The 22,610-nt window shown below is 69.5% G+C and carries 19 protein-coding genes; 16 read left to right on the plus strand and 3 right to left on the minus strand.

Translation table 11 applies throughout. From position 1 onward, the window contains the following. From GA0115259_RS00280 to GA0115259_RS00310, 7 genes are all read left to right on the plus strand, one after another. A partial coding sequence (locus tag GA0115259_RS00280; protein ID WP_141716404.1) for a nitroreductase family protein occupies positions 1-571 on the plus strand: 571 nt, incomplete at its 5' end. A gap of 179 nt (positions 572-750) precedes the next feature. Beyond that, the gene (locus tag GA0115259_RS00285; RefSeq protein WP_093589057.1) at positions 751-3,540 is read left to right on the plus strand and encodes a lantibiotic dehydratase; all 2,790 of its coding nucleotides are present in this window, start codon (positions 751-753) and stop codon (positions 3,538-3,540) included. Then, positions 3,528-4,616, plus strand: a complete 1,089-nt coding sequence (locus GA0115259_RS00290; RefSeq protein ID WP_093589027.1) for a lantibiotic dehydratase C-terminal domain-containing protein — start codon at positions 3,528-3,530, stop codon at positions 4,614-4,616. Before GA0115259_RS00285 ends, GA0115259_RS00290 begins: the two co-directional genes overlap by 13 nt. Further along, a complete protein-coding gene (locus tag GA0115259_RS00295) occupies positions 4,613-5,761 on the plus strand; it encodes a peptidase M50 (protein WP_093589029.1) in 1,149 nt (382 codons plus the stop codon). Before GA0115259_RS00290 ends, GA0115259_RS00295 begins: the two co-directional genes overlap by 4 nt. A gap of 47 nt (positions 5,762-5,808) precedes the next feature. Beyond that, positions 5,809-6,801, plus strand: a complete 993-nt coding sequence (locus GA0115259_RS00300) for an ABC transporter ATP-binding protein (RefSeq protein ID WP_370746883.1) — start codon at positions 5,809-5,811, stop codon at positions 6,799-6,801. Further along, a complete protein-coding gene (locus GA0115259_RS00305) occupies positions 6,798-7,553 on the plus strand; it encodes an ABC transporter permease (protein WP_093589033.1) in 756 nt (251 codons plus the stop codon). The genes GA0115259_RS00300 and GA0115259_RS00305 overlap by 4 nt, the downstream gene beginning before the upstream one ends. Then, positions 7,550-9,538 carry a TOMM precursor leader peptide-binding protein gene (locus tag GA0115259_RS00310; RefSeq protein ID WP_176732378.1) on the plus strand — a complete coding sequence of 663 codons (1,989 nt, stop codon included), beginning with the start codon at positions 7,550-7,552 and terminating at the stop codon, positions 9,536-9,538. The genes GA0115259_RS00305 and GA0115259_RS00310 overlap by 4 nt, the downstream gene beginning before the upstream one ends. A 150-nt stretch (positions 9,539-9,688) precedes the next feature. Here GA0115259_RS00310 and GA0115259_RS00315 read toward each other — a convergent pair whose 3' ends face one another. Further along, a complete protein-coding gene (locus GA0115259_RS00315) occupies positions 9,689-9,865 on the minus strand; it encodes a thiazolylpeptide-type bacteriocin (protein WP_046505532.1) in 177 nt (58 codons plus the stop codon). Positions 9,866-10,023: 158 nt separating this feature from the next. Here GA0115259_RS00315 and GA0115259_RS00320 point away from each other — a divergent pair, with 158 nt between their 5' ends. Then, positions 10,024-11,355 carry an amidohydrolase gene (locus GA0115259_RS00320; RefSeq protein WP_093589035.1) on the plus strand — a complete coding sequence of 444 codons (1,332 nt, stop codon included), beginning with the start codon at positions 10,024-10,026 and terminating at the stop codon, positions 11,353-11,355. Here GA0115259_RS00320 and GA0115259_RS00325 read toward each other — a convergent pair. Continuing rightward, positions 11,291-12,655, minus strand: a complete 1,365-nt coding sequence (locus GA0115259_RS00325) for a M20/M25/M40 family metallo-hydrolase (protein WP_093589061.1) — start codon at positions 12,653-12,655, stop codon at positions 11,291-11,293. The two genes, GA0115259_RS00320 and GA0115259_RS00325, sit on opposite strands and share 65 nt — an antisense overlap. A 108-nt stretch (positions 12,656-12,763) precedes the next feature. On the opposite strand from GA0115259_RS00325, the gene GA0115259_RS00330 reads away from it, so the two are divergent. From GA0115259_RS00330 to GA0115259_RS00340, 3 genes are read left to right on the plus strand one after another with little or no spacing between them, the layout of a single operon-like run. Next, the gene (locus GA0115259_RS00330) at positions 12,764-13,129 is read left to right on the plus strand and encodes a hypothetical protein (RefSeq protein WP_370746878.1); all 366 of its coding nucleotides are present in this window, start codon (positions 12,764-12,766) and stop codon (positions 13,127-13,129) included. Between the two features lie 27 nt (positions 13,130-13,156). Beyond that, positions 13,157-13,399: a hypothetical protein gene (locus tag GA0115259_RS00335; protein ID WP_093589037.1), complete on the plus strand. Its 243-nt coding sequence runs from the start codon at positions 13,157-13,159 to the stop codon at positions 13,397-13,399. After that, positions 13,399-13,776, plus strand: a complete 378-nt coding sequence (locus GA0115259_RS00340; protein WP_093589039.1) for a toxin Doc — start codon at positions 13,399-13,401, stop codon at positions 13,774-13,776. The genes GA0115259_RS00335 and GA0115259_RS00340 overlap by 1 nt, the downstream gene beginning before the upstream one ends. A gap of 49 nt (positions 13,777-13,825) precedes the next feature. Here the strand turns inward: GA0115259_RS00340 and GA0115259_RS00345 are convergent, their stop codons facing one another. Further along, positions 13,826-15,961 carry an alpha-galactosidase gene (locus GA0115259_RS00345; protein WP_093589041.1) on the minus strand — a complete coding sequence of 712 codons (2,136 nt, stop codon included), beginning with the start codon at positions 15,959-15,961 and terminating at the stop codon, positions 13,826-13,828. A gap of 178 nt (positions 15,962-16,139) precedes the next feature. Here GA0115259_RS00345 and GA0115259_RS00350 point away from each other — a divergent pair, with 178 nt between their 5' ends. The 5 genes from GA0115259_RS00350 to GA0115259_RS00370 all read left to right on the plus strand — a co-directional run bounded on the left by GA0115259_RS00350 (position 16,140) and on the right by GA0115259_RS00370 (position 22,480). Next, positions 16,140-17,315: an ROK family transcriptional regulator gene (locus GA0115259_RS00350; RefSeq protein ID WP_093589043.1), complete on the plus strand. Its 1,176-nt coding sequence runs from the start codon at positions 16,140-16,142 to the stop codon at positions 17,313-17,315. Positions 17,316-17,323: 8 nt separating this feature from the next. Continuing rightward, positions 17,324-18,634 (plus strand): ABC transporter substrate-binding protein, encoded by a 1,311-nt coding sequence (locus GA0115259_RS00355; protein ID WP_093589045.1) that lies wholly within the window; start codon positions 17,324-17,326, stop codon positions 18,632-18,634. Between the two features lie 22 nt (positions 18,635-18,656). Then, a complete protein-coding gene (locus tag GA0115259_RS00360; RefSeq protein ID WP_093589047.1) occupies positions 18,657-19,607 on the plus strand; it encodes a carbohydrate ABC transporter permease in 951 nt (316 codons plus the stop codon). Beyond that, complete coding sequence (locus GA0115259_RS00365) at positions 19,604-20,530, plus strand: carbohydrate ABC transporter permease (protein WP_256097854.1); 927 nt, start codon at positions 19,604-19,606, stop codon at positions 20,528-20,530. Before GA0115259_RS00360 ends, GA0115259_RS00365 begins: the two co-directional genes overlap by 4 nt. A 138-nt stretch (positions 20,531-20,668) precedes the next feature. Next, positions 20,669-22,480, plus strand: coding sequence for an alpha-galactosidase D (locus tag GA0115259_RS00370; RefSeq protein WP_093589049.1), 1,812 nt, complete (start codon positions 20,669-20,671; stop codon positions 22,478-22,480). The last annotated feature ends 130 nt before the right edge of the window (positions 22,481-22,610 follow it).

Raw genomic sequence — 22,610 nt, forward strand, 5'->3', positions numbered from 1 at the left:
GTTCGCCGCCTGCGCCGCCGCCTCGCTCGGCTGTGACGCCGAACGGCCCGCCGAGCCCGCCGAGCCCGCTGGGTCCGCCGAGCCCGCCGTGGCCGACGGCTCCGTACGGGATCAGCCGGCCACTCCGGGACTCGTCACGCTGTATGCCTTCATCAACCATGTCGAGGGCGTCGAGCCCGGTGCGTACGCCTACGATCCCGCCGCCCATGAGCTGCGTCTGGTGGTGCCGGGCCCGCCCGGTCCCTTCCTCCAGCGCAACTACTTCCTCTCCAACTACAACCTGGAGCAGGCGGGCGCCGTGCTCGTGCCCACCGTCCGTACCAGCGCCGTGCTCGACGCCGTGGGCGACCGCGGCTACCGGCTGGTCAACGGCACGATCGGAGCCGTCGCCCAGACCTTCTACACCGCGGCGTCGGCCCTCGGCCTCGGCGCGGGCGTCGCGCTCGGCTTCGACAACATCTCCTACATCGAGGAACTCGGCCTCGACCGCACGGGCGAGGATCCGCTGCTCATCATGCTGCTCGGCAACGAGCGGGCGCGGCCCGCCGACTTCCGCTACGAGATCGCCTGACCCGGGACGGGAGAACTGCCATGACACCGGGCACCAGCACCAGTACCAGCACAACAACAGGCACAACACCAAGCACGACGACAAGCATGACGACAGGCACGACAACGAGTACGCGTCCGAGTACGGCCGCGGTGGCTTCGGAGGCCGTGGAGACCGACTGGCGGCCCGGCCGGCGCTTCATGCTGCGCGTCGCCGGGCTTCCCGTCGAGTCCGTGCACGCGCTGCGCTGCGAGGACAGCAGCCGCTGGTCGGACGATGTCCTCGCGGCCGAGGACCGGCTGCGGACCCGTGGCGCCGAACTCAGCGATCTGCTGCACGAGGTGATACGGACCACCGATGTCTCCCCGGACGGTGAGGGCGGCGCCCAGCGCCGTGAACTGCTCGCACTGCGCCGCCAGATCTTCAACAACCGGCTGCCGGCCGCGCCCGGGAGCGCCGTGGCTCTGGTCGCCGCACTCGACGCGCGCGCCGCCGAACTGACCGCGGAGTGGCTCAGGGACCGCCTGCATCTGGAGAAGCTGCGTACCGAGGGAGCACCGCTGCTCGCCGCCGATCTCGACCGGACCCGCGCCGCGCTGCGCGGTCTGCTCACCGAGGACCGGCTCCGCTGCGGGCTCCTGCTCGCCTCCCCGACCTTGGAGGCGCAGCTCGACGCCTATGTCGCCAAGGCCGCGTCCGGCGCGCCGCACGACAAGCGGATGCGGAAGATCGAACGTTCGGTGCTGTCCTATCTGTACCGGACGGCCTGCAAGACCAGCCCGTTCAGCACCTTCACCGGTGTCGCCACCGGTCTCTTCGAGGAAGGCGGCGCCGATGCCGCCCTCCGCGTGGACGAGGAGTGGTCGAGCCATGTGCGGCTCAATGTCGTCGTGCTGGGACGGCTGGCCGAACTGATCCTCGCCGATCCGGCCCGGCGCGGTGATCTGCCCGTACGGCTGGCCTCCGGCTGGGAGCGCGACGACGACCGGATCCGGTATGTACGCCAGTGGGTCACGACGGGCGACGACTCCGCCGCGGTCACCTTCGACGCGGTCAAGGACCGGCTGTTCTTCCTTCGCCGCAGCGGCACTTTGGACCGGCTGCTCGCCCTCTTCGACACAGACACAGACACAGAGGCTGGCACCGGTACCGAGACCGGCACCGGCCGCGAGCTGCGCTACCGCGATCTGGTGGAGTGGCTCCGTACCGAGCACGACGCCGAGCCCGAGATGTGCGAGACCTATGTGGCGGCGCTGCTCCAGCTCGGCATGGTGCGGGTGCCCTGCCTGGACACCGATGTCCACAGTGGCGATCCGCTGCGTGCCTTCCGTGACGCGCTCGGCGGACTCGACCGTCCCTGGGCCGATGAACTCGCCGCCGCCCTCGAAGGGCCTGTTTCCACCATCGACCGCTTCCCTTCGGCCGGCCGCGCCGAACGGGCGGAGCTGCTGCGCGAGTTGCGCGGCGGACTGCGCGCCGCTCAGGCCCTGTTGACCGACGGCGAGGGCGAGGCCACCCTGCCGCAGACGCTGCTGTACGAGGATGTCAGCGCGGGCCGCGCGATCAGCTGCGGTCTGGGCGCGTGGACCGGACCGGCGGGCGGCGCGCTGCGCTCCGTCGAACGGATCCTGCCCGCCTTCGATCTGACACTGCCTCAGCGCGTCACCTTCAAGGGCTTCTTCCTGGCGCGGTACGGGCGCGGCGGACGGTGCGACGATCTGCTCGGGCTCGTCCATGACTTCCACGAGGACTTCTTCGACCAGTACCTCTCCTTCGTGGGCAAGCGGCGGCCGTTCGACGACCGTGGAGAATATGTACCGGAGGAGAACTGGCTGAGCCTGTCCGGGATCCGCTCCATCGACGCGGCACGCCGGGCGTTCATCGGCCGGATGCGACAGGCCTGGGAGACCTGGGAAGCACGCGGCGACGCGGCCGAGACGGGCGAGACGGCCCGGACGGCCGAGATCCGGCTCGGAGAGGCGGACCTCGCCCCGGTGGCGGCCGAACTCGCCCCGGTCGCGGGCGACTTCGTACCTCAGTCGCACCATCTCCAGCTCGCCCGCGAAAACGGCGAACCGCTGATCGTGCTCAACCGCTCCTACGGCGGACTCTCCTTCCCGTTCAGCCGGTTCACCCATGTCTACGACACACCGAGCACCTCCGGCGAGGCGGACGACGCCTTCTCGCAGGAGCTGCGCGCCACCGCCGCCGCCCTCACTCCCGACGGAGCGGTGCTCGCCGAGATCACCGGTGGCGCGGTCACCAGCAATCTCAATCTGCACAGCCCGCTCACCGACTACGAGATCGTCTGTCCCGGTGAGTCGAGCACCGTCCCCGAGGACCGCCGTATCCATCTGGACGACCTCTCCGTCGAGCACGACGAGGACACCGACCGGCTGGTGCTGCGCTCGGCCCGGCTCGGCCGTGAGGTCGTCCCGGTCTATCTCGGCTATCTGGTGCCGCTCGCCCTGCCCGAGATCCCGCGCACCCTGCTGCTGCTGTCCCCGACCTCGATGGCACCTCTCGATGTATGGGCCGGTGTCCCGGAGGGCCAGTCCGAGGACGGTGTCACCGCGCGCCCTCGGGTGCTGCACGGCGATGTCGTCCTGAGCCGGCGGAGCTGGACCACCACGGCCGGTGCGCTGCCGCAGCGCCGTCCCGGCACCGACGACCAGGACTGGTTCCTCGACTGGCAGCGCTGGCGGCGCGCGCACCGGCTGCCCGACCAGGTCTTCGCCACCGTCTCCGCCGGGCCCCGGGGCGGCGCGGGCGCCAAGCCCCAGTATGTGGACTTCCGGAGCTGTCTCTCCCTCACCGCCCTCGAAGCGCTCCCGACGCATCCGGACGACCGGGTCGTGCTGCGGGAGATGCTCCCTTCCGAGGACGGACTGCATGTCCGGTCCGCGCGCGGCAGCCATGTCGCCGAGCTGGCCGTGGAGACCTTCACCTCGACCCGACGCACAAAGGGCGCACCGACATGTCAGAGCTGACTCCCGCCCCCGCCACCACCGAGGCCCAGGCCGCCGCGGGCGACTGGCAGGCCATCCATATCTTCTACGCGGCCAACCCGCAGCCTCTGCTGGTGAACTGTGTCCGCCCGCTGGTGGCGGAACTGACCGCCGACGGACTGCTGGCCGGCCACTTCTTCATCAACTACTGGCTGGAAGGACCGCACGTCCGGCTCCGGCTCAAGCCCGCCGACGCGACGGCCACCGCCGAGGTGCGCCGCCGCGCCGAGGAGGCCATCGGCGCCTTCCTCCGCGCCAGGCCCGCCCTCTACGAGGTGGACTCGGGCTTCCTGAACGAGTTCTACAACACGCTCTTCGAGATCGAGTTCCCGGAGGGCGACCGCGGCGCTTTCATGGACGCAGACGGCAGGATGAATCTGCGGCCCAACAACTCCTACTCGTACGAGCCCTACGAGCCCGAGTACGGCAAGTACGGCGGCCCGGCCGGTATCGAGCTGGCGGAATGGCACTTCGCGCACTCCAGCGAGCTGGTCATGGACGCCTTCCGCACCATGAATCTGCATCTGCGGACCGTGCTGCTCGGCACCTCGGCCCAGCTCATGATGGTCATGGCCGGCTGTTTCCTGCCCGAACGCGAGGAACTCGGCGGATATCTCGACCGCTATTACGAGTTCTGGCACAAGGCGTTTCCCGGCACCGGTTTCATCGGCTCGAAGGAGTACGACAAGAACTACGCGGAGATGGCTCCCGGCCTCGGCCGCCGCTTCGAGGGAATCCGGCAGGCCGTCCGTACCGGCGAGCTGGGCCGGCTGCCCGCCTTTCTGCGCGGCTGGGCCGAGCACTGTCTTGAACTCCGCGCCCGCGCCGAGGAGTTGACCGTCCGTGGCGAGCTGGTGTTCCGCTCCTGGGACGGTACGCGCGACGAGTCGGTCACCGATCCCGCCGTGGCGTTGCCTCTGCTGCTCTCGCCGTATATGCATATGACCAACAACCGGCTGCATGTGACGATCCGGGACGAGGCGTATCTGTCGCATGTGCTGGGCCGGGTCCTGCGCGAGGGCGTCACCGGCACTCCCACTCCGGCGGCGATCCCATGAGCGGTTCACCCGCCAACCCGGCCCGGCCGGCGGACTCCGCCGGACTCCTCTCCCATCGCCCGGCGCTGCGCCCGGACATCCTGCTCAGCCCTGCCCTGCTGCACGGTCCGGCCACCGTGCATCTGATCAAGGACCCGGAAGGAGGCGCCGCTTTCGAGGTGGGAGTGAAGGAGTACTTCCTGATCTCCCGGCTCGACGGCGTCCGCAGCCTGGAGGAGATCGGGGAGGAGTACGCGGAGGCCTTCGGCAAACGCCTCGCCGAGCCGCACTGGAAGCAGCTCCTCGCCCTGCTCGGCACCCGTGGTCTGCTGGCCGGAGCGCCTCGGCCGTCGGCAGCGGTCCCGGCGGACCGGGAGAGCGGCGGACCGTTCAACGGCACCCCGCTGCGCGGCACCATGCGGCTGGTCGCCGACGCGAACGCCACCACCGGCCGGCTCCACCGGCTGCTGCGTCCCGTGCTGCGCGCTCCGGTCCTGGTTCCGCTGACCGGGCTCATGGCGGCGATGGAGGTCCTGCTCGCCACGGCGCTGCCCGAACTGGCCGACGACACCTGGTGGCTGTTCCACCAGCCGGTCGCGCTGATCGCGGTCTTCACCCTGCTCTGGCTCAGCACCGCGCTCCATGAACTCGCGCACGGAGTCGCCGCCCGGCATTACGGAGGCACCGTCAGCGAGATCGGACTGCGCTGGCGGCTGCCGATGGCCGTCATGTACTGCACGGTGGACAACTACCGCTATCTGCGGACCCGTTGGCATCAGTTCGCGGTGGCGGGCGCGGGGGCCTTCGCCAATCTGCTCTTCCTGCTGCCGTTCCTGGCCTGGTGGGCCGCGCTGCCCGCCGGGGACCCGACCCGCCGTGTACTGTCCGGTCTGCTGCTGCTCGGCAGCGCCCAGGCCCTCGTCAATCTGCTGCCGCTGCCGCCACTTGACGGCTACACGATGCTCGGTCACGCTCTGCGCGTCTCCCACCTCGCACCGGAGAGCGGACGGTATCTGCGGCTGCGCCTCGGCGACCGCGAGGCCGCGGCCCGCTATCCGCGCCGCGCCCGTACCGTCTACCTCCGCTACGCGGTGGGATCGGCCCTGCTCGTCGTACTGCTGCTGGCGGCCCTGACAACAGGCCTCTACTTCCATCTAGTTCACTGACCAACGATCCCCGAGGGGCGCAGAACCACATGAGCGAGGCCAGGACCATGGCGTCCGTGCCGGACGAGGCAGCCACCGACGCGGCGATCGTCGTCGACGCGATACGCAAGCGATACGGCGACCGCCAGGCCGTCGACGGTGTGTCACTCCAGGTGAACCGCGGGGAGTTCTTCGGACTCCTCGGACCCAACGGCGCGGGGAAGACCACCCTCGTCGAGATCATGGAGGGCCTGCGCGAGGCGGACTCCGGGACCGTCACGGTGCTCGGCCAATCGCCCTGGCCGCGGAATGTGGCGCTGCTGCCGAGGCTCGGTGTGCAGACGCAGTCCTCCGCCTTCTTCGTACGCCAGACGGCGCGCGAACACCTCCGTACCGTCGCCGCCCTGTACGGTGCCGGGCGCGAGGACGCCGACCGTACGCTCGACTCGGTCGGGCTGACCGAACAGCGCGATGTGATGGTCGAGAACCTCTCCGGCGGCCAGCGCCAGCGGCTCGCCATCGCCTCCGCGCTGGTCCACGGGCCCGAGCTGATCTTCCTGGACGAGCCCACCGCGGCGCTGGATCCGCAGGCCCGCCGCGATCTGTGGAAGGTGCTGCGCGAGCTCAAGAGCGAGGGCCGCACCATCGTCTACACCACACACCATCTGGACGAGGCCGAGGCGCTCTGCGACCGGGTGGCGATCCTCGTGGACGGTTCCGTCGTCGCCCTGGACTCCCCGCACCATCTCGTCACCGCGGCCGGCGCACCGACCAGACTGCTGATTCCCGCCGAGCGGATGACCGAGCAGGACGCGGCGGCCATTCCCGGAGTGGACCGGGTCTCCGTGCAGGGCGGTTCGCTCGTCCTGGAGACCGCCGTGTCCGGCAAGGTGCTCCAGGCGGTCGACGCGCTCACGGGTCTGGACGGCGTCCAGACCCGTACGGCCACGCTGGAGGATGTCTACCTCGAACTCACCGGCACCAATGACACCAACAGCACGGACGGCGTGAACGGCACGGACGGCACCAACGGCGCCGAGAACACGGAGCGGCAGGGATGAGCGCGTACGCGGCACTGACAGGGGCCGGTTTCCGGGCACAGGTCCGGGACAAGGCCACTCTCTTCTTCACCTTCGCCTTCCCTCTCCTCTTCCTGGTCGTCTTCGGACTGATCTTCCGAGGCCAGGAAGTGGAGGAGACCGGCCGTCCCTATATCTCCTACATCGCGCCGGGCGTCATGTCCTGGGGCGTGGCCAACGCCGCCGTCTTCGGCGTGGCCTTCACCTTGATGCAGTGGCGCCGCGACGATCTGCTGCGGCTGATCCGGATGACGCCCACCCGGCTGCCCGCGGTCCTGGCCTCGCGCTATGTGCTCGCGCTTGCCGTGGGCGCTGTACAAGCCGTGGTGTTCGTCGCGGTGGCGATGCTGCCGCTGTTCGGACTGGAGCTGGACGCCCGCTGGCCGCTGGCCCTGCCCGTACTGGTACTCGGGATCACCGCGTTCCTCACCATCGGCGTGGTGATCGGCTCGTACGCGGACACTCCGGAGGCGGTCGCCGCCATCGCCAACTTCCTGATGGTGCCGATGGCCTTCCTCTCCGGCTCGTTCCTCCCGCTCGACATGATGCCGTCCTGGCTCCAGGCGGTCTCCCGGGTGCTGCCGCTGCGCTATCTCAACGACGCGGTGTCCGCGGCGCTCTCCGGCCGTGGCGGACTCGACGACATCGCGATCGGCTGCGGTGGACTGCTCGTCTTCACCGTCGTCTTCGGCGCGCTCGCGCTGAAGACATTCCGCTGGAGCAACAAGGCATGACGGCATCCACGACGACGGCCTCCGCGGCCACGACGGACGGCATACCGCTGGAGTCGGCGCGGGACCATCTCCAGCGCTCGCTCGCCGAACGGCTCGCGCCCGCCACCGGTCCCGCGGTGGTGCCTCTCGGCGCCGGAGATGTTCTCGGCCACCGCGACGGCGATCCCTTCGCCGCCGTACGTCCCGGAGCCACCGTCCATCTCACCGCGCGCACGGTGCTCGTGGGCCCGTGGGGCGGTGACGGCGACGCCTCCGCCTGCGGCCAGTGCCTGGCCATGCGATGGCAGCGGCTGCGTACCCGTACCGAGCGGGACGCCCTGGAGACCGGAGCCCGCACCCGCGCCGCCGGCCACTGGCCGCGCCTGACTCCGTACGCGATCGACGCCGTGGACGCCCTCTACCGCGCCGTCGTCCTCCCGGACTCCATGCGCCCGGCACGCCCGGCACTCCCGCCGGAGCGGCCAGCCGCCGACGGCCGGTTGCCGCAGGTCTCACAGCTCGATCTCACCACGCTTGAGGTGCGGACGTATCCGCTGCTCGCCGATCCGCTCTGCCCGCACTGCGGCCCGCGCGGCACGGACAGCCGGGACGAGGCGCGGCTGGGACTCGTCAGCCGGCCCAAGCCCGCGCCCGATGTGTACCGGCTGCGCCGCGCCTCCTCGTATCCGATGCCGGTCACGGCGCTCGCCAATCCGGTCTCCGGTGTGCTCGGCGCCGGCACCTGGATCAATGTCACCTCGCCCACCACCGCTCCGGTCGCGGGCAGTGTCTTCATGCGCGGATACGCCGGGCTGACGGATGTGACCTGGAGCGGCCAGGCCAACGGCTTCGACGCCAGCCGCGATCTCGCCTTCCTGGAGGGCCTGGAGCGGTACGCCGGCACCCATCGGCGCACCGGCACCACCCTGCTCACCGCCGCCTACAGCGCTCTTGGCGGAGACGGCCTGCCCGCCCTCGATCCGGCCGAGTGCGGCTTCTACTCGCCCGAGACCTATCGCGACGACCCGATGGTCAGTCCGTTCGATCCCGACCGGCCCATTCCCTGGGTCTGGGGCTACTCGCTGCGCGACGAGCGCCCTCTGCTCGTACCGGCCCGGCTCGTCCACTACAGCGCCGGTCTCGCCTCCGACAACTTCGTCTTCGAATGCTCCAACGGCTGCGCGATCGGCGGCTGTCTGGAGGAGGCGGTGCTGGGCGGACTGCTCGAACTCATCGAGCGCGACGCCTTCTTGGTCGCCTGGTACGGCAATACGCCGCTCACCGAGATCGATCTGGACTCGGTCGGCGATCCCACGGTCCGTACGATGATCGACCGAGCGGCTCTCCAGGGCTATGACGTCCACGCGTTCGACAACCGGATCGATCTCGCCGTACCGGTCGTCACCGGTCTGGCCGTACGACGTGACGGCGGGCCCGGCACCTTCTCCTTCGGCGCGGGCGCGAGCCTCGATCCGGCGGCGGCCCTGGAAGGAGCCCTGTCCGAGGTCCTCACCTATATCCCGCATCTGCCGCGCCAGGTCGAGGAGCGCCGCTCCGAACTGGACGCCATGGCCGAGGACTTCGGGAAGGTCCTGCATCTCAAGGACCATGCCCAGCTCTACGGTCTGCCCAGGATGGCCGAACATGTCCGCAGCTATCTGGAGCCGTCCGCCGTCAGAGCGACGGCCGATGTCTACCGTACGTGGGAGGAGCGGGACCGGCCGCGTACCGGCGATCTGCGGGACGATGTGCTCCACTGCCGGGACGAACTCGTACGGGCCGGACACGATGTGATCGTCGTCGACCAGACCACGCCCGAGCAGCACCGCATCGGACTGCGTACCGTCGCCACGATCGTCCCGGGACTGCTGCCGATCGACTTCGGCTGGTCGCGTCAGCGCGCTCCGCTGATGCCACGGCTGCGGACGGCCGCGCGGCGAGGCGGACTGCGCACCGGTGAGCTGACGGAGGCGGAGATCCGGATGGTGCCGCACCCGTTCCCGTAAGGTCCGTAACTCCCGTGCCGGGCACCGTACATGGGCATACGGCGCCCGGCGCGTCGCACACCGCACACACACGCACACCGCATACGGAAGCGGGCGGTACCGGCGAGAGAACTCGCAGGTGCCGCCCGCTTCTGTGCTGAGCGCGTGGGATCAGGCGCTGCAGGAGGTGGTGCTGGTGGTGGAGGAGCAGGTCGACGTCGAGCTGCAGCTCGTGGAGCCCGCGAGGACGACCTCGCTGGCGTCCGAGTAGTCGGAGATCTCGAAGGTCTCCGACTCGAGCTCCATGATCTCGTCGGCGAGGGAGGCGAGGGTGCTCTTGTCAGCCATGGTGACTCCTTAGAGGTAGGCCCGGTCTCCGGAGGGCTCCCCGGCGACCCGATCTGTGCCACCTGTATTCCAGCGGACGTCACTTCCACAACGGCACGTCTTCCACTGACCACTTGTGTCAGCGGTCTGTACGTGGCGGGCCCGGCCCGTGCCGCACCATGGACCGGGTGAGCCCTGCCGCGTACTCCGGAGAGAACATTCCCGTCCTGGACGGGCTGACCGAGGTCCTGCGCCCGGCGGTCGCCCTCTATCTGGATCTGCACCGCCATCCCGAACTCTCCGGCGAGGAACGGCGGACCGCCGCCGCGCTGGGGGAGTGGCTGAGGGAGGCGGGCTACGAGGTGACGGAGGGCATCGGCGGCCATGGCGTCGTCGGAGTCCTGCGCAACGGGGACGGACCGCGCGTCATGATCCGCGCCGAACTCGACGCCCTGCCCATGACGGAGCGCACCGGTCTGCCCTACGCGAGCGAGGGCCCGGTCACCCACGCCTGCGGACACGATCTGCATCTGGCCGCGGTCGCGGGCGCCGCGTCCCTGCTGGCCCGCGCCCGGGAGAACTGGCACGGCACGGTCGTGGTCGTCGGCCAGCCGGCCGAGGAGACGCTCGCGGGAGCGCGGGCCATGCTGGAGGACGGGCTGTACGAGCGCTTCGGGCGGCCCGACACCGTACTCGCCCAGCACACGGCGCCACTGCTCGGCGGAATGGTCGCCCACGGTTACGGTCCGATGCTGGCGGGGAGTGCCGGCTTCGAGGCCGTCATCCACGGCCGTGCAGGCCACGCGGGCACTCCGCACCTCGCGGTCGATCCGGTGCTCACCGGCGCCGCCGCCGTGCTGCGGCTCCAGGGCGCGGTGTCCCGGGAGTCCGCGCCGACCGAGCAAGTGGCCCTGAACGTCGGATCGTTCCACTCGGGCACCGCCGGCAATCTCGTCCCTGAACGGGCGAGCCTCGGTATCACCGTGCGGGCCCTGTCCGAGCGCGCGCTCGACCGGATGACCGGCTCGGTGGAACGGATCATCCGGGCCGAGTGCGCCGCGTCCGGCTGTCCCCGGGAGCCGGAGATCACGGTCGTCTCCCGGTCGCCGGTCACACATCCCGATCCGGCGGCCACGGCGGCCGTGCGCCGGGCCCATGTGGAGCTGTACGGGCCCGAGCGCGTGGCGGTCTGGCCACCGGCCATGGCCACGGAGGACTTTCCGCTCTACGGGGACGCGGGAGCGTCCGTGCACGGGATGACGGGAATCGCGCTGTCCTACTGGATGCTCGGGACGGTCGGCCCGAAGACCTGGGCCAGGACGCCCGGCACGGCCGAGGAGAAGCTCGTGGCTCTGCCACCGAACCACTCGCCGGAGTTCGCCCCGGACGTCCGCACCGCCCTGCCCACCGGTATCACCGCGATGACGGCGGCGGCCCTGGTATGGCTCAGGACCGACAGGAGCCGTGCGGAGACCGGTGCCGCAGCCGCCACAGGAACAGCGCCTCGGTGACCGACATCCGTTCCAATTCACGCGGGTCCAGACTCTCGTTCACCGCGTGGACCCGCGCCTCGGGCTCGCCCAGCCCGATCAGCAGGATCTCGGCCCGAGGAGAGAGATCCGCCAGGGCGTCGCGGAGCGGGATCGAGCCGCCGAGGCCCGCCACCCGCATCTCCTGCCCGTACACCAGCCGCATGGCCTCCGCCATCGCCCGGTAGGCCGGTGCCGTGGTGTCGGCGTTGAACGGCCGCTCCTCTCCGACGATCTCCACCCGCACCCGCGCTCCCCAGGGCGCGTGCGACTCCAGATGGGCGACGAGCAGTTCGGCGGCCCTGCCGGAGTCCGCTCCCGGCGAGGTCCGGAGACTGACCAGCGCCCGCGCGCTGTCCGTACTGCCCGCCCGTGGACAGTCGAGTCCGACGACGGTCGCGGAGGGCCGGGCCCAGAGCCGGTCGGCGACGGTTCCCGAACCGGGCAGGTCCACGCCGTAGAGCACTTTGGCGTCGCCACGGAACCGCTTGCGCGGATACGGCACACCGTGCCAGCTTCCGGCCCCGCCGAGGCCGTCGATGACGGTGTTGCCCTCGCTGTCGTGCAGAGAGGCGAGCGTACGGATCAGCGCGGCCGTGGCGTCGGGTGTGTCCGCGGTGTCCGCGGCGGGGCCGGTGTCGGACGGTCCCGGCCCGGAGCCCGGGCCCGCCGACGGTCCGCGCCGTGAGGGCTCCACCGTGACACGCGCCAGCACCGTCCCGCGCAGCGAGGCGGTCACGGTCGGCAGCCCGGCCCGTACATTGCCGGCGTCGCCGAAGACCACGGTGTCGGCGGCGAGCAGCTCCGGATGCGCCCGCGCGTACCGCTCCAGACCGCCCGTGCCCTGCTCCTGCGCGCCCTCCACGATCAGTTTGACATTCACCGGCAGCCCGCCACCGGCCCGTAGCGCGCGCAGCGCGAGCAGATGCATGAGGATGCCGCCCTTGCAGTCCGCCGCGCCGCGCCCGTACCACCGGCCGTTCTTCCGCACGGTCAGGGTGAAGGGCGGTGTGTGCCAGGCGGATTCGTCCAGTGGCGGCCGGACGTCGTAGTGCGCGTAGAGGAGTACGGTCGGGCTCGCGGGCGGTCCGGGCAGCGAGCCGTACACCGACCGGGTGCCGTCCGAGGTGTCCAGCAACGCCACGTCCTGGAAGCCTTCGGCGCGCAGAGTTCCGGCCAGCCACTCGGCGGCGGCCTCGCACTCGCCGCTGAGGAGCCGCGCCGGATCGGCCACCGAGCGGAATGCGACCAGTTCGGCCAGTTCGGTGCGGGCCCGGGGCATCAGGGAGGAGACTGAGGCTGCGATCGCACGGTGGGCGGCTTCGACGGACACACACACTCCTTGTGAACGGCCCGCGCGCCAAGGAGAGTTCGGCGCGGCTCACCACAAGTGAACCGTGCCGGCGGTGGATGGCACCGGCGGCGGGCACGTCATTTTTGCGGCTTCTGCGTCTCCGCCGCGGTCGTCGCGGAGAATGTCATCAAGTCGGGCTTCCAGCAGCGCTACTGCCCGCCCGAACTGCTCGGCCGGCTCTCGGCCAGCTCGTACTTCCTCAGTTACGGCGCGCTGCCGCTGGGCGCGCTGCTCGGCGGAGTGCTCGGCACCACACTCGGCGTCCGCCCGGCCATCTGGCTGCTGACCGCGGGCGTGCCGCTGGCCGGGCTCATCCTGCTCGCCTCACCCGTACGCGGCCGTCGCGATCTCCCTGTCGCCCCGCCGGCCGGACGGACCGGTGTGACCTGGGCACTTCCCTGAACGGTACCGGTTAGGTACCGTAGGTCCATGCCATCTCTCAACATCAGCTTCACCGAGGACGAGCTGGAGGCGGTGCGCGCCGCGGCGGCAGCCGAGGGCAAGTCGCTCAAGCAGTACGTCCATGATCTGCCTCTGCGTGAGCAGCAGCGGATCCAGTTCGTCCGTTACGCGGTCACCTGGGGCGAGCGGCACAGGTCCGAGTTCGACGAGGCCTTCGCCAATGAGATCCCACCCTCCGGGCATGAGAACCGGCAGGTGGACGCCGCCTGATGCCCGTGCTCCATATCGATGTGGCCTGGCTCCTGGACGTACAGGAACAGGCCGTCCCCGAGGATGTCTCCGTCGCCGACTACTCGGCCCTGGTGGCCGCCGTCGCGCGGCACAAGACCCGTATCCCGCGTCCGGCCACCAGTGAACCCGATGTGGCCTGGCGTGCGGCGGCCCTCTTCCACACACTGGTCCGGCTTGAGCCGCTGCCGTACCGCAACAGTCTGTACGCGTGCCAGGTCGTCGCCGCGTATATGCACGCGTCCGGTGAGGGAATCGATCCGCCGTACGGCGCGCTCGTCGAGCTGGTGCGCGCCGTCCAGTCGGGCAAGGTGAATGTGTACCAGGCTGCGGAGCACATCCGCGGCTGGCGCATCTGACGCGAGGGCGACGTGCCCGGCCGGGCACGTCGGACCCCCGCGGGAGCCGTCACGGCAGCCGGATCAGATGCACCGCCGTGCTCGACCAGTCGCCCGGCGGCAGATCGGGCTCGTAGCCGTAGCCGGTCAGGACCGCCGCGGAGTGGACGGCACCGGTACGGGCGTCGCGGTAGCGTGCGTCGGGATCCAGACCGGCCAGCCGGAGCGGGACACTCGGCGCGCCATGGCGGGGAGCGCGCCGCCAGACCAGCAGCAGTGCCTCGCCCGCGTCCCGTGCGGTGTACTGCACCGCGGCCGGTCCGTCGTCCACGGGACCGCGCGGCCGGTGCAGTGTGCCGTGCTGTACGAGATGGCGTACGCGTTTGTACTGCGCCACCAGCTCCGAGCCCTCCGCCAGCTCACCGTCCGACCAGCGGTTGAGATCACCGCCGACGCCCAGCACTCCGGCCATCGCCACATGGAAGCGGAAGCGCAGAGGCACCGAGCGGCCGGTGAGCTGGTTCGGCACATCGGTCACCCACGCCGCCATGGTCCGCGCCGGATAGAGCTGCCCGTAACCGTGCTGGATCAGCACACGGTCCGCGGCGTCCGTGTTGTCCGAGGTCCACGCCTGGTCGGTCCGGGAGAGAATGCCCAGATCCACCCGGCCGCCGCCACCGCTGCACGACTCGATCCGCAGCCCGGGATGGTCGGCGCGCAGGCGGTCGAGCACTCCATAGAGGTTACGCACATATGCGGTCCCCACATGGTCGGCGCCGTCCGCCTGATCCGGCCAGCCCGCCTCACTGAAGGCGCGGTTCATGTCCCACTTCAGGAAGTCGATGTCATGGGCGCCGACCAGCTCGGTGAGCCAGCCGTACGCCCAGTCCGCGACATCGCGGCGGGCGAAGTTGAGAACGAGCTGACTGCGCAGCTCGGTACGGTCGCGGTGCGGGAAGTGCAGTACCCACTCCGGATGCGCACGGTAGAGATCGCTGTCCGGATTGACCATCTCGGGCTCCACCCACAGCCCGAACCGCATCCCGAGCCGGTGCACCTCCTTCACCAGAGGCGTGAGCCCGGCGGGGAAGCGGTCGGCGGACGGAGTCCAGTCGCCGAGCCCGGCCCGCTCGCTGCGCCGCGCGCCGAACCAGCCGTCGTCCATGACGTACAGCTCCACGCCGAGGGCCGCCGCACGGGCCGCGAGCGCCCGCTGACCGGCCTCGTCGACATCGAATCCGGTCGCCTCCCACGAGTTGTAGAGCACCGGCCGGATCTCTTCGGGATACGGCAGCACATGGGCCAGGGTGTACGCGTGCCAGGCCCGGCTCGTCGCACCGAAGCCACCTTCGGTGTAGAGACCGGCGTGCACCGGAGTGGTGAACTCCTCGCCGGGGCCGAGCGGCAGGACCGTACCGTCCTGGCCCGCGCCGCCGGTGAACCCGGACCGTCCGTCGGGCGTGCGCTGTACGGTGATACGCCAACTGCCGCTCCAGGCCAGGGCAGCGCTCCACACCTGTCCGCGCTCCTCGGTCGCGTCACCGGCGTCCACCATCACCCAGGGATTGGCGTGATGGCTGGTGATTCCGCGTCTGCTGGTGAGCACGGTCTCGCCGAACGGCAGCCGCTCCCTACGTAGTTGGGTCTCGGCGGACCACTGGCCCGTGACATGGCTCAGCCAGTAGTCCTCTCTGGCCGGAAGGCTCCAGGCGGCGGAGTCGGCGCGTGGCAGCGCCACCGGGCCGTCGCCGGTGTTGCGCAGCACGGTCCAGCGTTCGATCACATCGCTGTCGTCATGGACGCGGTAGTGGAGCGTGACCTCCAGGGGATAGTGCCGATCCCTGAACTCCAGGGCCAGTTCGGCCGATCCCGAGGCCGATCCGGAGGCCGGCTCTTCGGTACGGTGCCCGGTCGGCAGCCACTCGAAGGCACGTGTGCCGTCGGCGAACCGCACCTGGAGCGACGGCGGGCCGAACCGGGCTCCGCCGTCGACGGGCAACTCCTCGCCGACGGGCGGCCGTCCCTCGAAACTGCTGGCCGCGGGCGCCGGAGGAAGGGCCAGTTCGCCTGCCTCCTCAAGCGTCAGCCGCGGTCCCCACGCGAGATGACAGGGCGCTCCCGACGCGTCGATCCGCAGCGCGTACGAGGTGCGCGGAGTGGAGAGCAGCCAGACCCCGGTGTCCGGGGCGAAGGAGATCACAGGCATGGATCCTCACGTTCGGGTAGCGCCACGAGAGCAGTCCGCAGCCAACTCTCCCTTCGATCACCTGTCAATACCCAAGAGTGGTCTCGTAATTGCATGATCTGGATCCTTCCAGTTGGCACTTCGAAAGGAGCTTGCTTCTTTCATTGACAGCGGAAAAGAACCCACCTACGTTTCGGCCATGCGCTCGACCTCTCGCACCGAGGCGGTTCCGGTACCGACGCCGGCCGCCTCCCTCGTCTTCACCACCGTGCTGTCCCACGGCCCGCTCACCCGGATCGAGATAGCCCGGCGCACCGCCCTCTCCTCGGCCGCGGTCACCAAGGCGGTACGTCCGCTGATGGAGGCCGGCTATCTGGTCGAGGGCGTGGACGAGGAGGCACGGCCCGCCCTCGGACGTCCCGCCAACCCTCTGCGGGTGGACGGCGGCAGGGCCTTGTTCATCGGCGTCAAGGTGACCGGTGACGAGATCATCGCGGTCCTCGCGGACCTCTGCTGCCGTATCCGGGTGGCCCGGCATCTGCCGCTGACCGCCCGCGATCCGGGCGCCGTACTCGCCTCGATCGCCGGACTCGTCCAGGAACTCCTCACCGAGGCCGACGGATTCGGCGTGGAGGTACGCGGTCTCGGCCTCGCGGTCTCCGGTGATGTGGACCGGGCAGCCGGTGTGGTGCGCTACTCGCCGTTCCTGGAGTGGCGGGACGTGCCGCTCGCGGAACTGGCCGGAGCGGTGACGGGCCTGCCGGTCACCGTCGACAACGACGTACGCGCGCTGACCGTCGCCGAGCAGTGGTTCGGGGCCGGAGCCGGCATCTCCGACTTCGCGCTGGTGACCGTGGGCGCGGGCATCGGCTGCGGGCTCGTGGTGCATGGCCGGGTGGTCTCCGGGGCACACGGAGTCGCCGGTGAGATCGGCCATCTCTCCATCGATCCGCTGGGCCCGCCGTGCCACTGCGGCAACACCGGCTGTGTGGAGGCGATCGCCGGCGATTCGGCCATCATCCGCGCGGTCAGGGAGGTGACCGGTCTGCCGGTCACCGGCTCGGAACAGGCCCTGGACCTCGCCCACCGCGGCGATCCCGGCGCCAGAGAGGTCTACGCGCGGGCCGGTGAGGCCATCGGCCGGGCCATCGGGGCCGTCGTCAATGTGCTCGGACCACGACGGGTCATCATCTCCGGCGAGGGCCTGGCCGCGTACGACCTCTTCGCCGAGCACATCCGTGACGCGTTCACCGCGTCCGCCTTCGGAACCGCCGCGCAGTGCGACGTGATGACACGTCCGCTGCCCTTCGAGGAGTGGGCGCGCGGGGCCGCGGCCACCGCCATCCAGTCCTTCATCGGAACAGACACGCAATAGGAGTAGCGATGACGCTGAGCCGCACCCTCTCGCCCGCCAGTGGGCCCGGCCGCCGCGGTGTGGTCCGCGGCGCCCTCGGGATCGGTGCCGCGGCCCTTGCCGCGCCCGTACTGACCGCCTGTGGCGGCGGGCCCTCGTCCGACCCGAAGACGGTGACCTTCGGCTCCAACGGGGCCGACGCCACGCCCAAGTCCGCCTACGCGGCCGTCACCGGCGCCTTCACCAAGGACAGCGGCCTCACGGTCAAGACGAACACCGTCGACCACGACACCTTCCAGAAGAGCATCTCCACCTATCTCCAGGGCACTCCGGACGATGTCTTCACCTGGTTCGCCGGCTACCGCATGCAGTACTTCGCCAAGAAGGGCCTCGCCCATCCCGTCGACGACGTGTGGGAGAAGATAGGCCCCGGCTTCAGCGACGCCGCCAAGCAGCTCTCCCGGGGGCTGGACGGGAAGTACTACTTCGTCCCGCTCTACAACTACCCATGGGCCGTCTTCTACCGCAAGAGCGTGTTCCAGGAACGCGGATACGAAACGCCGCGCACCTGGAGCGAGTTCACCGCGCTCGCCAAGCGGATGAAGAAGGACGGTCTCTCGCCCATCGCGTCCGGCTACGGCGGCGGCGACAGCTGGTCCATCCTCGGCGCCTTCGACTATCTGAACCTCCGCGCCAACGGCTATGACTTCCATATGTCGCTGATGCGCGGCGAGGTCTCCTGGACCGACCGGCGTACTGTCAGAGCGCTCGACCTCTGGCGTGAGCTGAGCCCGTACTACCAGCAGGGCGCCGGTGGCCGCTCCTGGCAGGACGCCGCGCAGTCCCTGCTCGACAAGAAGTCCGGCATGGCCGTCATCGGACTCTTCCTGGGCCAGCAGATCACCGACGACAAGCTCCGCGAGGACATCGACTTCTTCGCCTTCCCCGAGATCGACCCGTCCTTCGGCCAGGACACCGTCGAGGCACCGACCGACGGCTTCATGCTCAGCCGTCGGCCCAAGAACCTCGAAGGGGCCAACCGGCTGCTGGAGTTCCTCGGCAGCGCCGAGGCCGAGAATCTCTACATGGGCGTCGACCCGAGCAATGTCGCCGTCAACTCCCGGGCCGACACCGGCTCGTACAACGCGCTCCAGCAGAAGTCCGCCCAACTGATCGCCTCTGCCAAGCACATCACCCAGTTCGGCGACCGCGACAGCGATCCGGGCTTCATCTCCACCGTCGTACTGCCGGGACTCACCCAGTGGCTGGGCCACCCCGACGACGGCTCGGCCATGCTGAAGAAGATCGAGTCCCAGCGCTCGCGCTTCTTCACGGCCTGACCAGGACCCGGGAAGGTTCCACATGTCCTCCGTGCGCCCAGCGCCGCCCTCCCCGTCACGCGACCGGTCCGGGCCCCGTCCGCGCCGGCTCGGCACCGGTGACCGTCTCTTCCTCACGGTCATCATCGGGATTCCGCTCGTCGCCCTGCTGGTCTTCGTCTGGCTGCCGGCCCTCGCCTCCCTCGGACTCTCCTTCACGAGCTGGGACGGCATCGCCCTGTCCGACATCCACTGGACCGGGCTGGGCAACTACCGGGAGATCCTCACCAATTACCCGCCGTTCTGGCCGGCGGTCCAGCACAATGTCGTCTGGCTGCTCTTCACGGCCCTGCTGCCGACTCCGTTCGGTATCTTCCTGGCCTACCAGCTCGACCGGAAGATCCGCTTCACCCGGATCTACCAGACCGCGATCTTTCTGCCCATGGTGCTCTCGCTGGCCGTGGTCGGCTTTATCTGGGAGATCATCTACAACCCCGACAACGGACTGCTGGGCGGCGTCCTCAACGGGGTGGCACCCGGCCATCACATCGACTGGCTGGGCGACCCGGACCTCAATCTCTGGGCCGTGCTCGTCGCCTCGGCCTGGCGGCACACCGGCTACATCATGATCCTCTATCTGGCCGGGCTGAAGGGCTTCGATCCCGCGCTCAAGGAAGCCGCCGCGCTCGACGGCGCCAATGAACGACAGACCTTTCTGCGTGTTGTCTTTCCCGCGCTCAAGCCCGTCAACATCATCATCCTGGTCGTCACCGTCATGGAGTCGCTGCGGGCCTTCGACATCGTCTATGTACTCGGCGGAGGAGTCGGCAGCAAGCCCGGTATGGAGCTGCTCTCCCTGCTGATCACCGACAACATCATCGGCGAGTCCAGCCATATCGGTTACGGCTCGGCCCTCGCGGTCGTCCTGCTGCTCGTCTCGCTGGCCGCCATCGGGACCTTCCTCTTCCAGAACTTCCGCAAGGAGGACCAGTGACCGCGACCGCCACACCGCCGGCCGCCGGCTCACGGACCCGCCGTACGCCACCGTCGGACGACGGTCCTTCCCGCCCCAAGCGGCAGACCGGCCGGCATCGGCTCCTCGGCGGGATCGCCCTGCTCTGGCTGGTGCCGCTGCTCTGGGCCGTCTACACCTCGCTGCGGCCGTACGAGGACACCAGCAGCAACGGTTATCTCTCCTGGCCGCGCGCTCTGAGCTTCGAGAACTTCTCGGACGCCTGGAACCAGTCCGGGATGCCGCACTTCTTCTGGAACTCCGTTCTCATCACGGTCCCGGCCGTCCTCGGCACACTCCTCTTCTCCGCCGCGGTCGCCTTCTTCGTCACACGCTTCGACTTCCGGTGGAACATCGTCCTGCTGATGCTCTTCACCGCGGGCAATCTGCTGCCGGCCCAGGTGCTGATCACTCCGCTCTACCGGCTCTATCTGCTGATTCCGCTGCCCTGGTGGATGAGCGACTCGCTGCTGCTCTACAACTCGGTATGGGGCATCATCGCGATCCATATCGCCTATCAGTGCGGCTTCTGCACCTTCGTGCTCAGCAACTACATGAGGACGATCCCCAAGGAGATCACCGAAGCGGCGCTGGTCGACGGCGCTCCCGTATGGCGCCAGTTCTTCCAGATCGTGCTGCCGCTGTGCCGTCCCGCGTTCGCGGCGCTGGCCACGCTGGAATCCATCTGGATCTACAACGACTTCTTCTGGTCGCTCGCCCTGATCGAGACCGGCGACAAGCGGCCGATCACCTCCGCGCTGGCCAATCTCCAGGGCCAGTACTTCACCAATCCCAATCTCATCGCGGCCGGAGCGCTGATGACCGCGATCCCGACGCTGCTCGTGTACTTCGCGCTCCAGCGCCAGTTCATCAGCGGGCTGACCATCGGCTCCGGCAAGGGCTGAGCGCGGCCGAGCCACTGGGCCACCGAGCCACTGGTCCGCCGAACCGCCGATCACAGAACTCCTCCCAACCCCCGTGCAGGCGTGCCGTGTTCCGGCCTGCCCGCTCCGTCATGCCCCGACAACAGGAGGTCCCGGCCCATGCGGTCACCCTCGTACTCCGTCAGAGCCCTGCTCGTCCTCACCCTCGCCGCCGGTCTGACCACTGCCGTCCCGGCGGCGGTCGCGGCCACGCCCACGGCGACTCCCGCAGCCGCGCCGGCAGCTGACACCGCCACCGCTCCCGCCCAGAAGCCGTACATGGGCTGGACGAGCTGGAGCATGCAGTCCTCGAAGTACCCGGGACTCAATCCCGACGGCGACTACAGCTATCTCACCGAGAAGAACGTCCTCAAGCAGGCGGGCGCCCTCGCCTCCAAGCTCAAGAAGTACGGCTACGAATACGTCAACATCGACGCCGGCTGGTGGCGCGACATGGCGTGGAAGCCGGAGTTCGACGGCTACGCCCGGCAGACCGCCGATCCGGGCCGCTTCCCGCGCGGTATGAAGCCGGTCGCCGACGACATCCACGCCAAGGGACTCAAGGCGGGCATCTACCTTCCCGTCGGCCTGGAGAAGGAGGCGTACGGCGGCGGTACGGTTCCCATCTGGAACGCCGAGGGGTGTACCACCGCCGATATCGTGTACGGCGATCTGCGCACCACCAACGGCTGGGACAGCGCCTACAAACTCGACTTCTCCCGTCCCTGTGCCCAGAAGTACATCGACTCGCAGGCACAGATGTTCGCCGACTGGGGATATGACTTCCTCAAGCTCGACGGCGTCGGACCGGGCTCCTTCAAGAGCGGTGACAACTACAACAACGTCGCCGATGTCGCCGCCTGGCAGCAGGCGATCGCCAAGGCAGGGCGCCCGCTGCACCTTGAGATCTCCTGGTCGCTCGACATCAACCATGTCGCCGACTGGAAGCGGTACTCCAACGGCTGGCGGATCGACACCGACGTCGAGTGCTACTGCAACACGCTCGTGTCGTGGGAGAACTCCGTCGACGACCGGTTCTACGACGCGCCCAAGTGGAGCCGGTTCGCGGCTCCCGGCGGCTGGAACGACCTCGACGCCATCGACGTCGGCAACGGCGAGATGGACGGTCTGACCAAGGCCGAGCGGCAGAGCTATATGACCTTGTGGGCCATCGCCAAGTCGCCGCTCTACACAGGTGACGACCTCACCCGCCTGGACGACTACGGCCTCTCCCTGCTGACCAACAAGGACGTCATCGCGATCAACCAGGGCAGCACGCCGCCTGCGCGACCGGTTACCGCGACCGGTGACCAGCAGGTCTGGAGCGCGAAGAACGCCGACGGCAGCTACACCGTCGCCCTCTTCAACCTCGCCGACACCTCCGCCGCCGTGACCGCCGACTGGCAGTCCCTGGGCTTCACGGGCCAGGGCAAGGTCCATGACGTCTGGAACAAGGAAGACCTCGGCACCTTCAAGGAGAAGGTGACCCAGGCCCTGCCGGCCCACGGCTCGCGTCTGTTCACCGTCACGCCGCGCGGAACCGCCTTCAAGAAGACGGCCTACGAGGCCGAGTCCCCGGCCAACACACTCGGCGGCAACGCCTCGATCGCCGACTGCGGCGCGTGCTCGGGCACGCACAAGGTCGGCAATCTCTACCAGGGCGGAAAACTCCAGTTCAACGATGTGGTGGCGACGAAGGCCGGCCACTACATGATCGATGTGTCCTACATCAGCGGTGACGCGCGCCCGGCGAAGATCTCCAGCAACGGGAACGGCGCCACCGGCTTGAAATTCCCCGCCACCGCCGACTGGGGCACCGTCGAGACCGTCACGGTCCCGGTGACGCTCAAGGCCGGTAAGAACACGATCACCATCGACAGCGGTGACGACTACGCGCCGGACATCGACCGGATCGCCGTACCGCAGCTCTGAGCCCGCACCCTGCTCCGAGCCCGCGTCCCGCTCCGAAGACCGGTGCGGGGCCCTGATGTCGCGGGCCCCGCACCGGCCCTTTCCTCGCCCTGGCGGATCAGCACCCGCATGCCCGCACCGCTCGCGCACC

The organism is Streptomyces sp. MnatMP-M17, assembly GCF_900091995.1.
Classification (GTDB): domain Bacteria; phylum Actinomycetota; class Actinomycetes; order Streptomycetales; family Streptomycetaceae; genus Streptomyces.

Excerpts from the sequence above, each read along its gene's own strand:
- GA0115259_RS00325 (WP_093589061.1), bottom strand. The coding sequence starts at position 12,655 with ATGCCCCGGGCCCGCACCGAACTGGCCGAACTGGTCGCATTCCGCTCG.
- GA0115259_RS00350 (WP_093589043.1), top strand. The coding sequence starts at position 16,140 with ATGCGCTCGACCTCTCGCACCGAGGCGGTTCCGGTACCGACGCCGGCC.
- GA0115259_RS00340 (WP_093589039.1), top strand. The coding sequence starts at position 13,399 with ATGCCCGTGCTCCATATCGATGTGGCCTGGCTCCTGGACGTACAGGAA.
- GA0115259_RS00360 (WP_093589047.1), top strand. The coding sequence starts at position 18,657 with ATGTCCTCCGTGCGCCCAGCGCCGCCCTCCCCGTCACGCGACCGGTCC.
- GA0115259_RS00370 (WP_093589049.1), top strand. The coding sequence starts at position 20,669 with ATGCGGTCACCCTCGTACTCCGTCAGAGCCCTGCTCGTCCTCACCCTC.
- GA0115259_RS00305 (WP_093589033.1), top strand. The coding sequence starts at position 6,798 with ATGAGCGCGTACGCGGCACTGACAGGGGCCGGTTTCCGGGCACAGGTC.
- GA0115259_RS00285 (WP_093589057.1), top strand. The coding sequence starts at position 751 with ATGCTGCGCGTCGCCGGGCTTCCCGTCGAGTCCGTGCACGCGCTGCGC.
- GA0115259_RS00310 (WP_176732378.1), top strand. The coding sequence starts at position 7,550 with ATGACGGCATCCACGACGACGGCCTCCGCGGCCACGACGGACGGCATA.
- GA0115259_RS00300 (WP_370746883.1), top strand. The coding sequence starts at position 5,809 with ATGGCGTCCGTGCCGGACGAGGCAGCCACCGACGCGGCGATCGTCGTC.
- GA0115259_RS00320 (WP_093589035.1), top strand. The coding sequence starts at position 10,024 with ATGGACCGGGTGAGCCCTGCCGCGTACTCCGGAGAGAACATTCCCGTC.
- GA0115259_RS00335 (WP_093589037.1), top strand. The coding sequence starts at position 13,157 with ATGCCATCTCTCAACATCAGCTTCACCGAGGACGAGCTGGAGGCGGTG.
- GA0115259_RS00295 (WP_093589029.1), top strand. The coding sequence starts at position 4,613 with ATGAGCGGTTCACCCGCCAACCCGGCCCGGCCGGCGGACTCCGCCGGA.
- GA0115259_RS00290 (WP_093589027.1), top strand. The coding sequence starts at position 3,528 with ATGTCAGAGCTGACTCCCGCCCCCGCCACCACCGAGGCCCAGGCCGCC.
- GA0115259_RS00355 (WP_093589045.1), top strand. The coding sequence starts at position 17,324 with ATGACGCTGAGCCGCACCCTCTCGCCCGCCAGTGGGCCCGGCCGCCGC.
- GA0115259_RS00345 (WP_093589041.1), bottom strand. The coding sequence starts at position 15,961 with ATGCCTGTGATCTCCTTCGCCCCGGACACCGGGGTCTGGCTGCTCTCC.
- GA0115259_RS00315 (WP_046505532.1), bottom strand. The coding sequence starts at position 9,865 with ATGGCTGACAAGAGCACCCTCGCCTCCCTCGCCGACGAGATCATGGAG.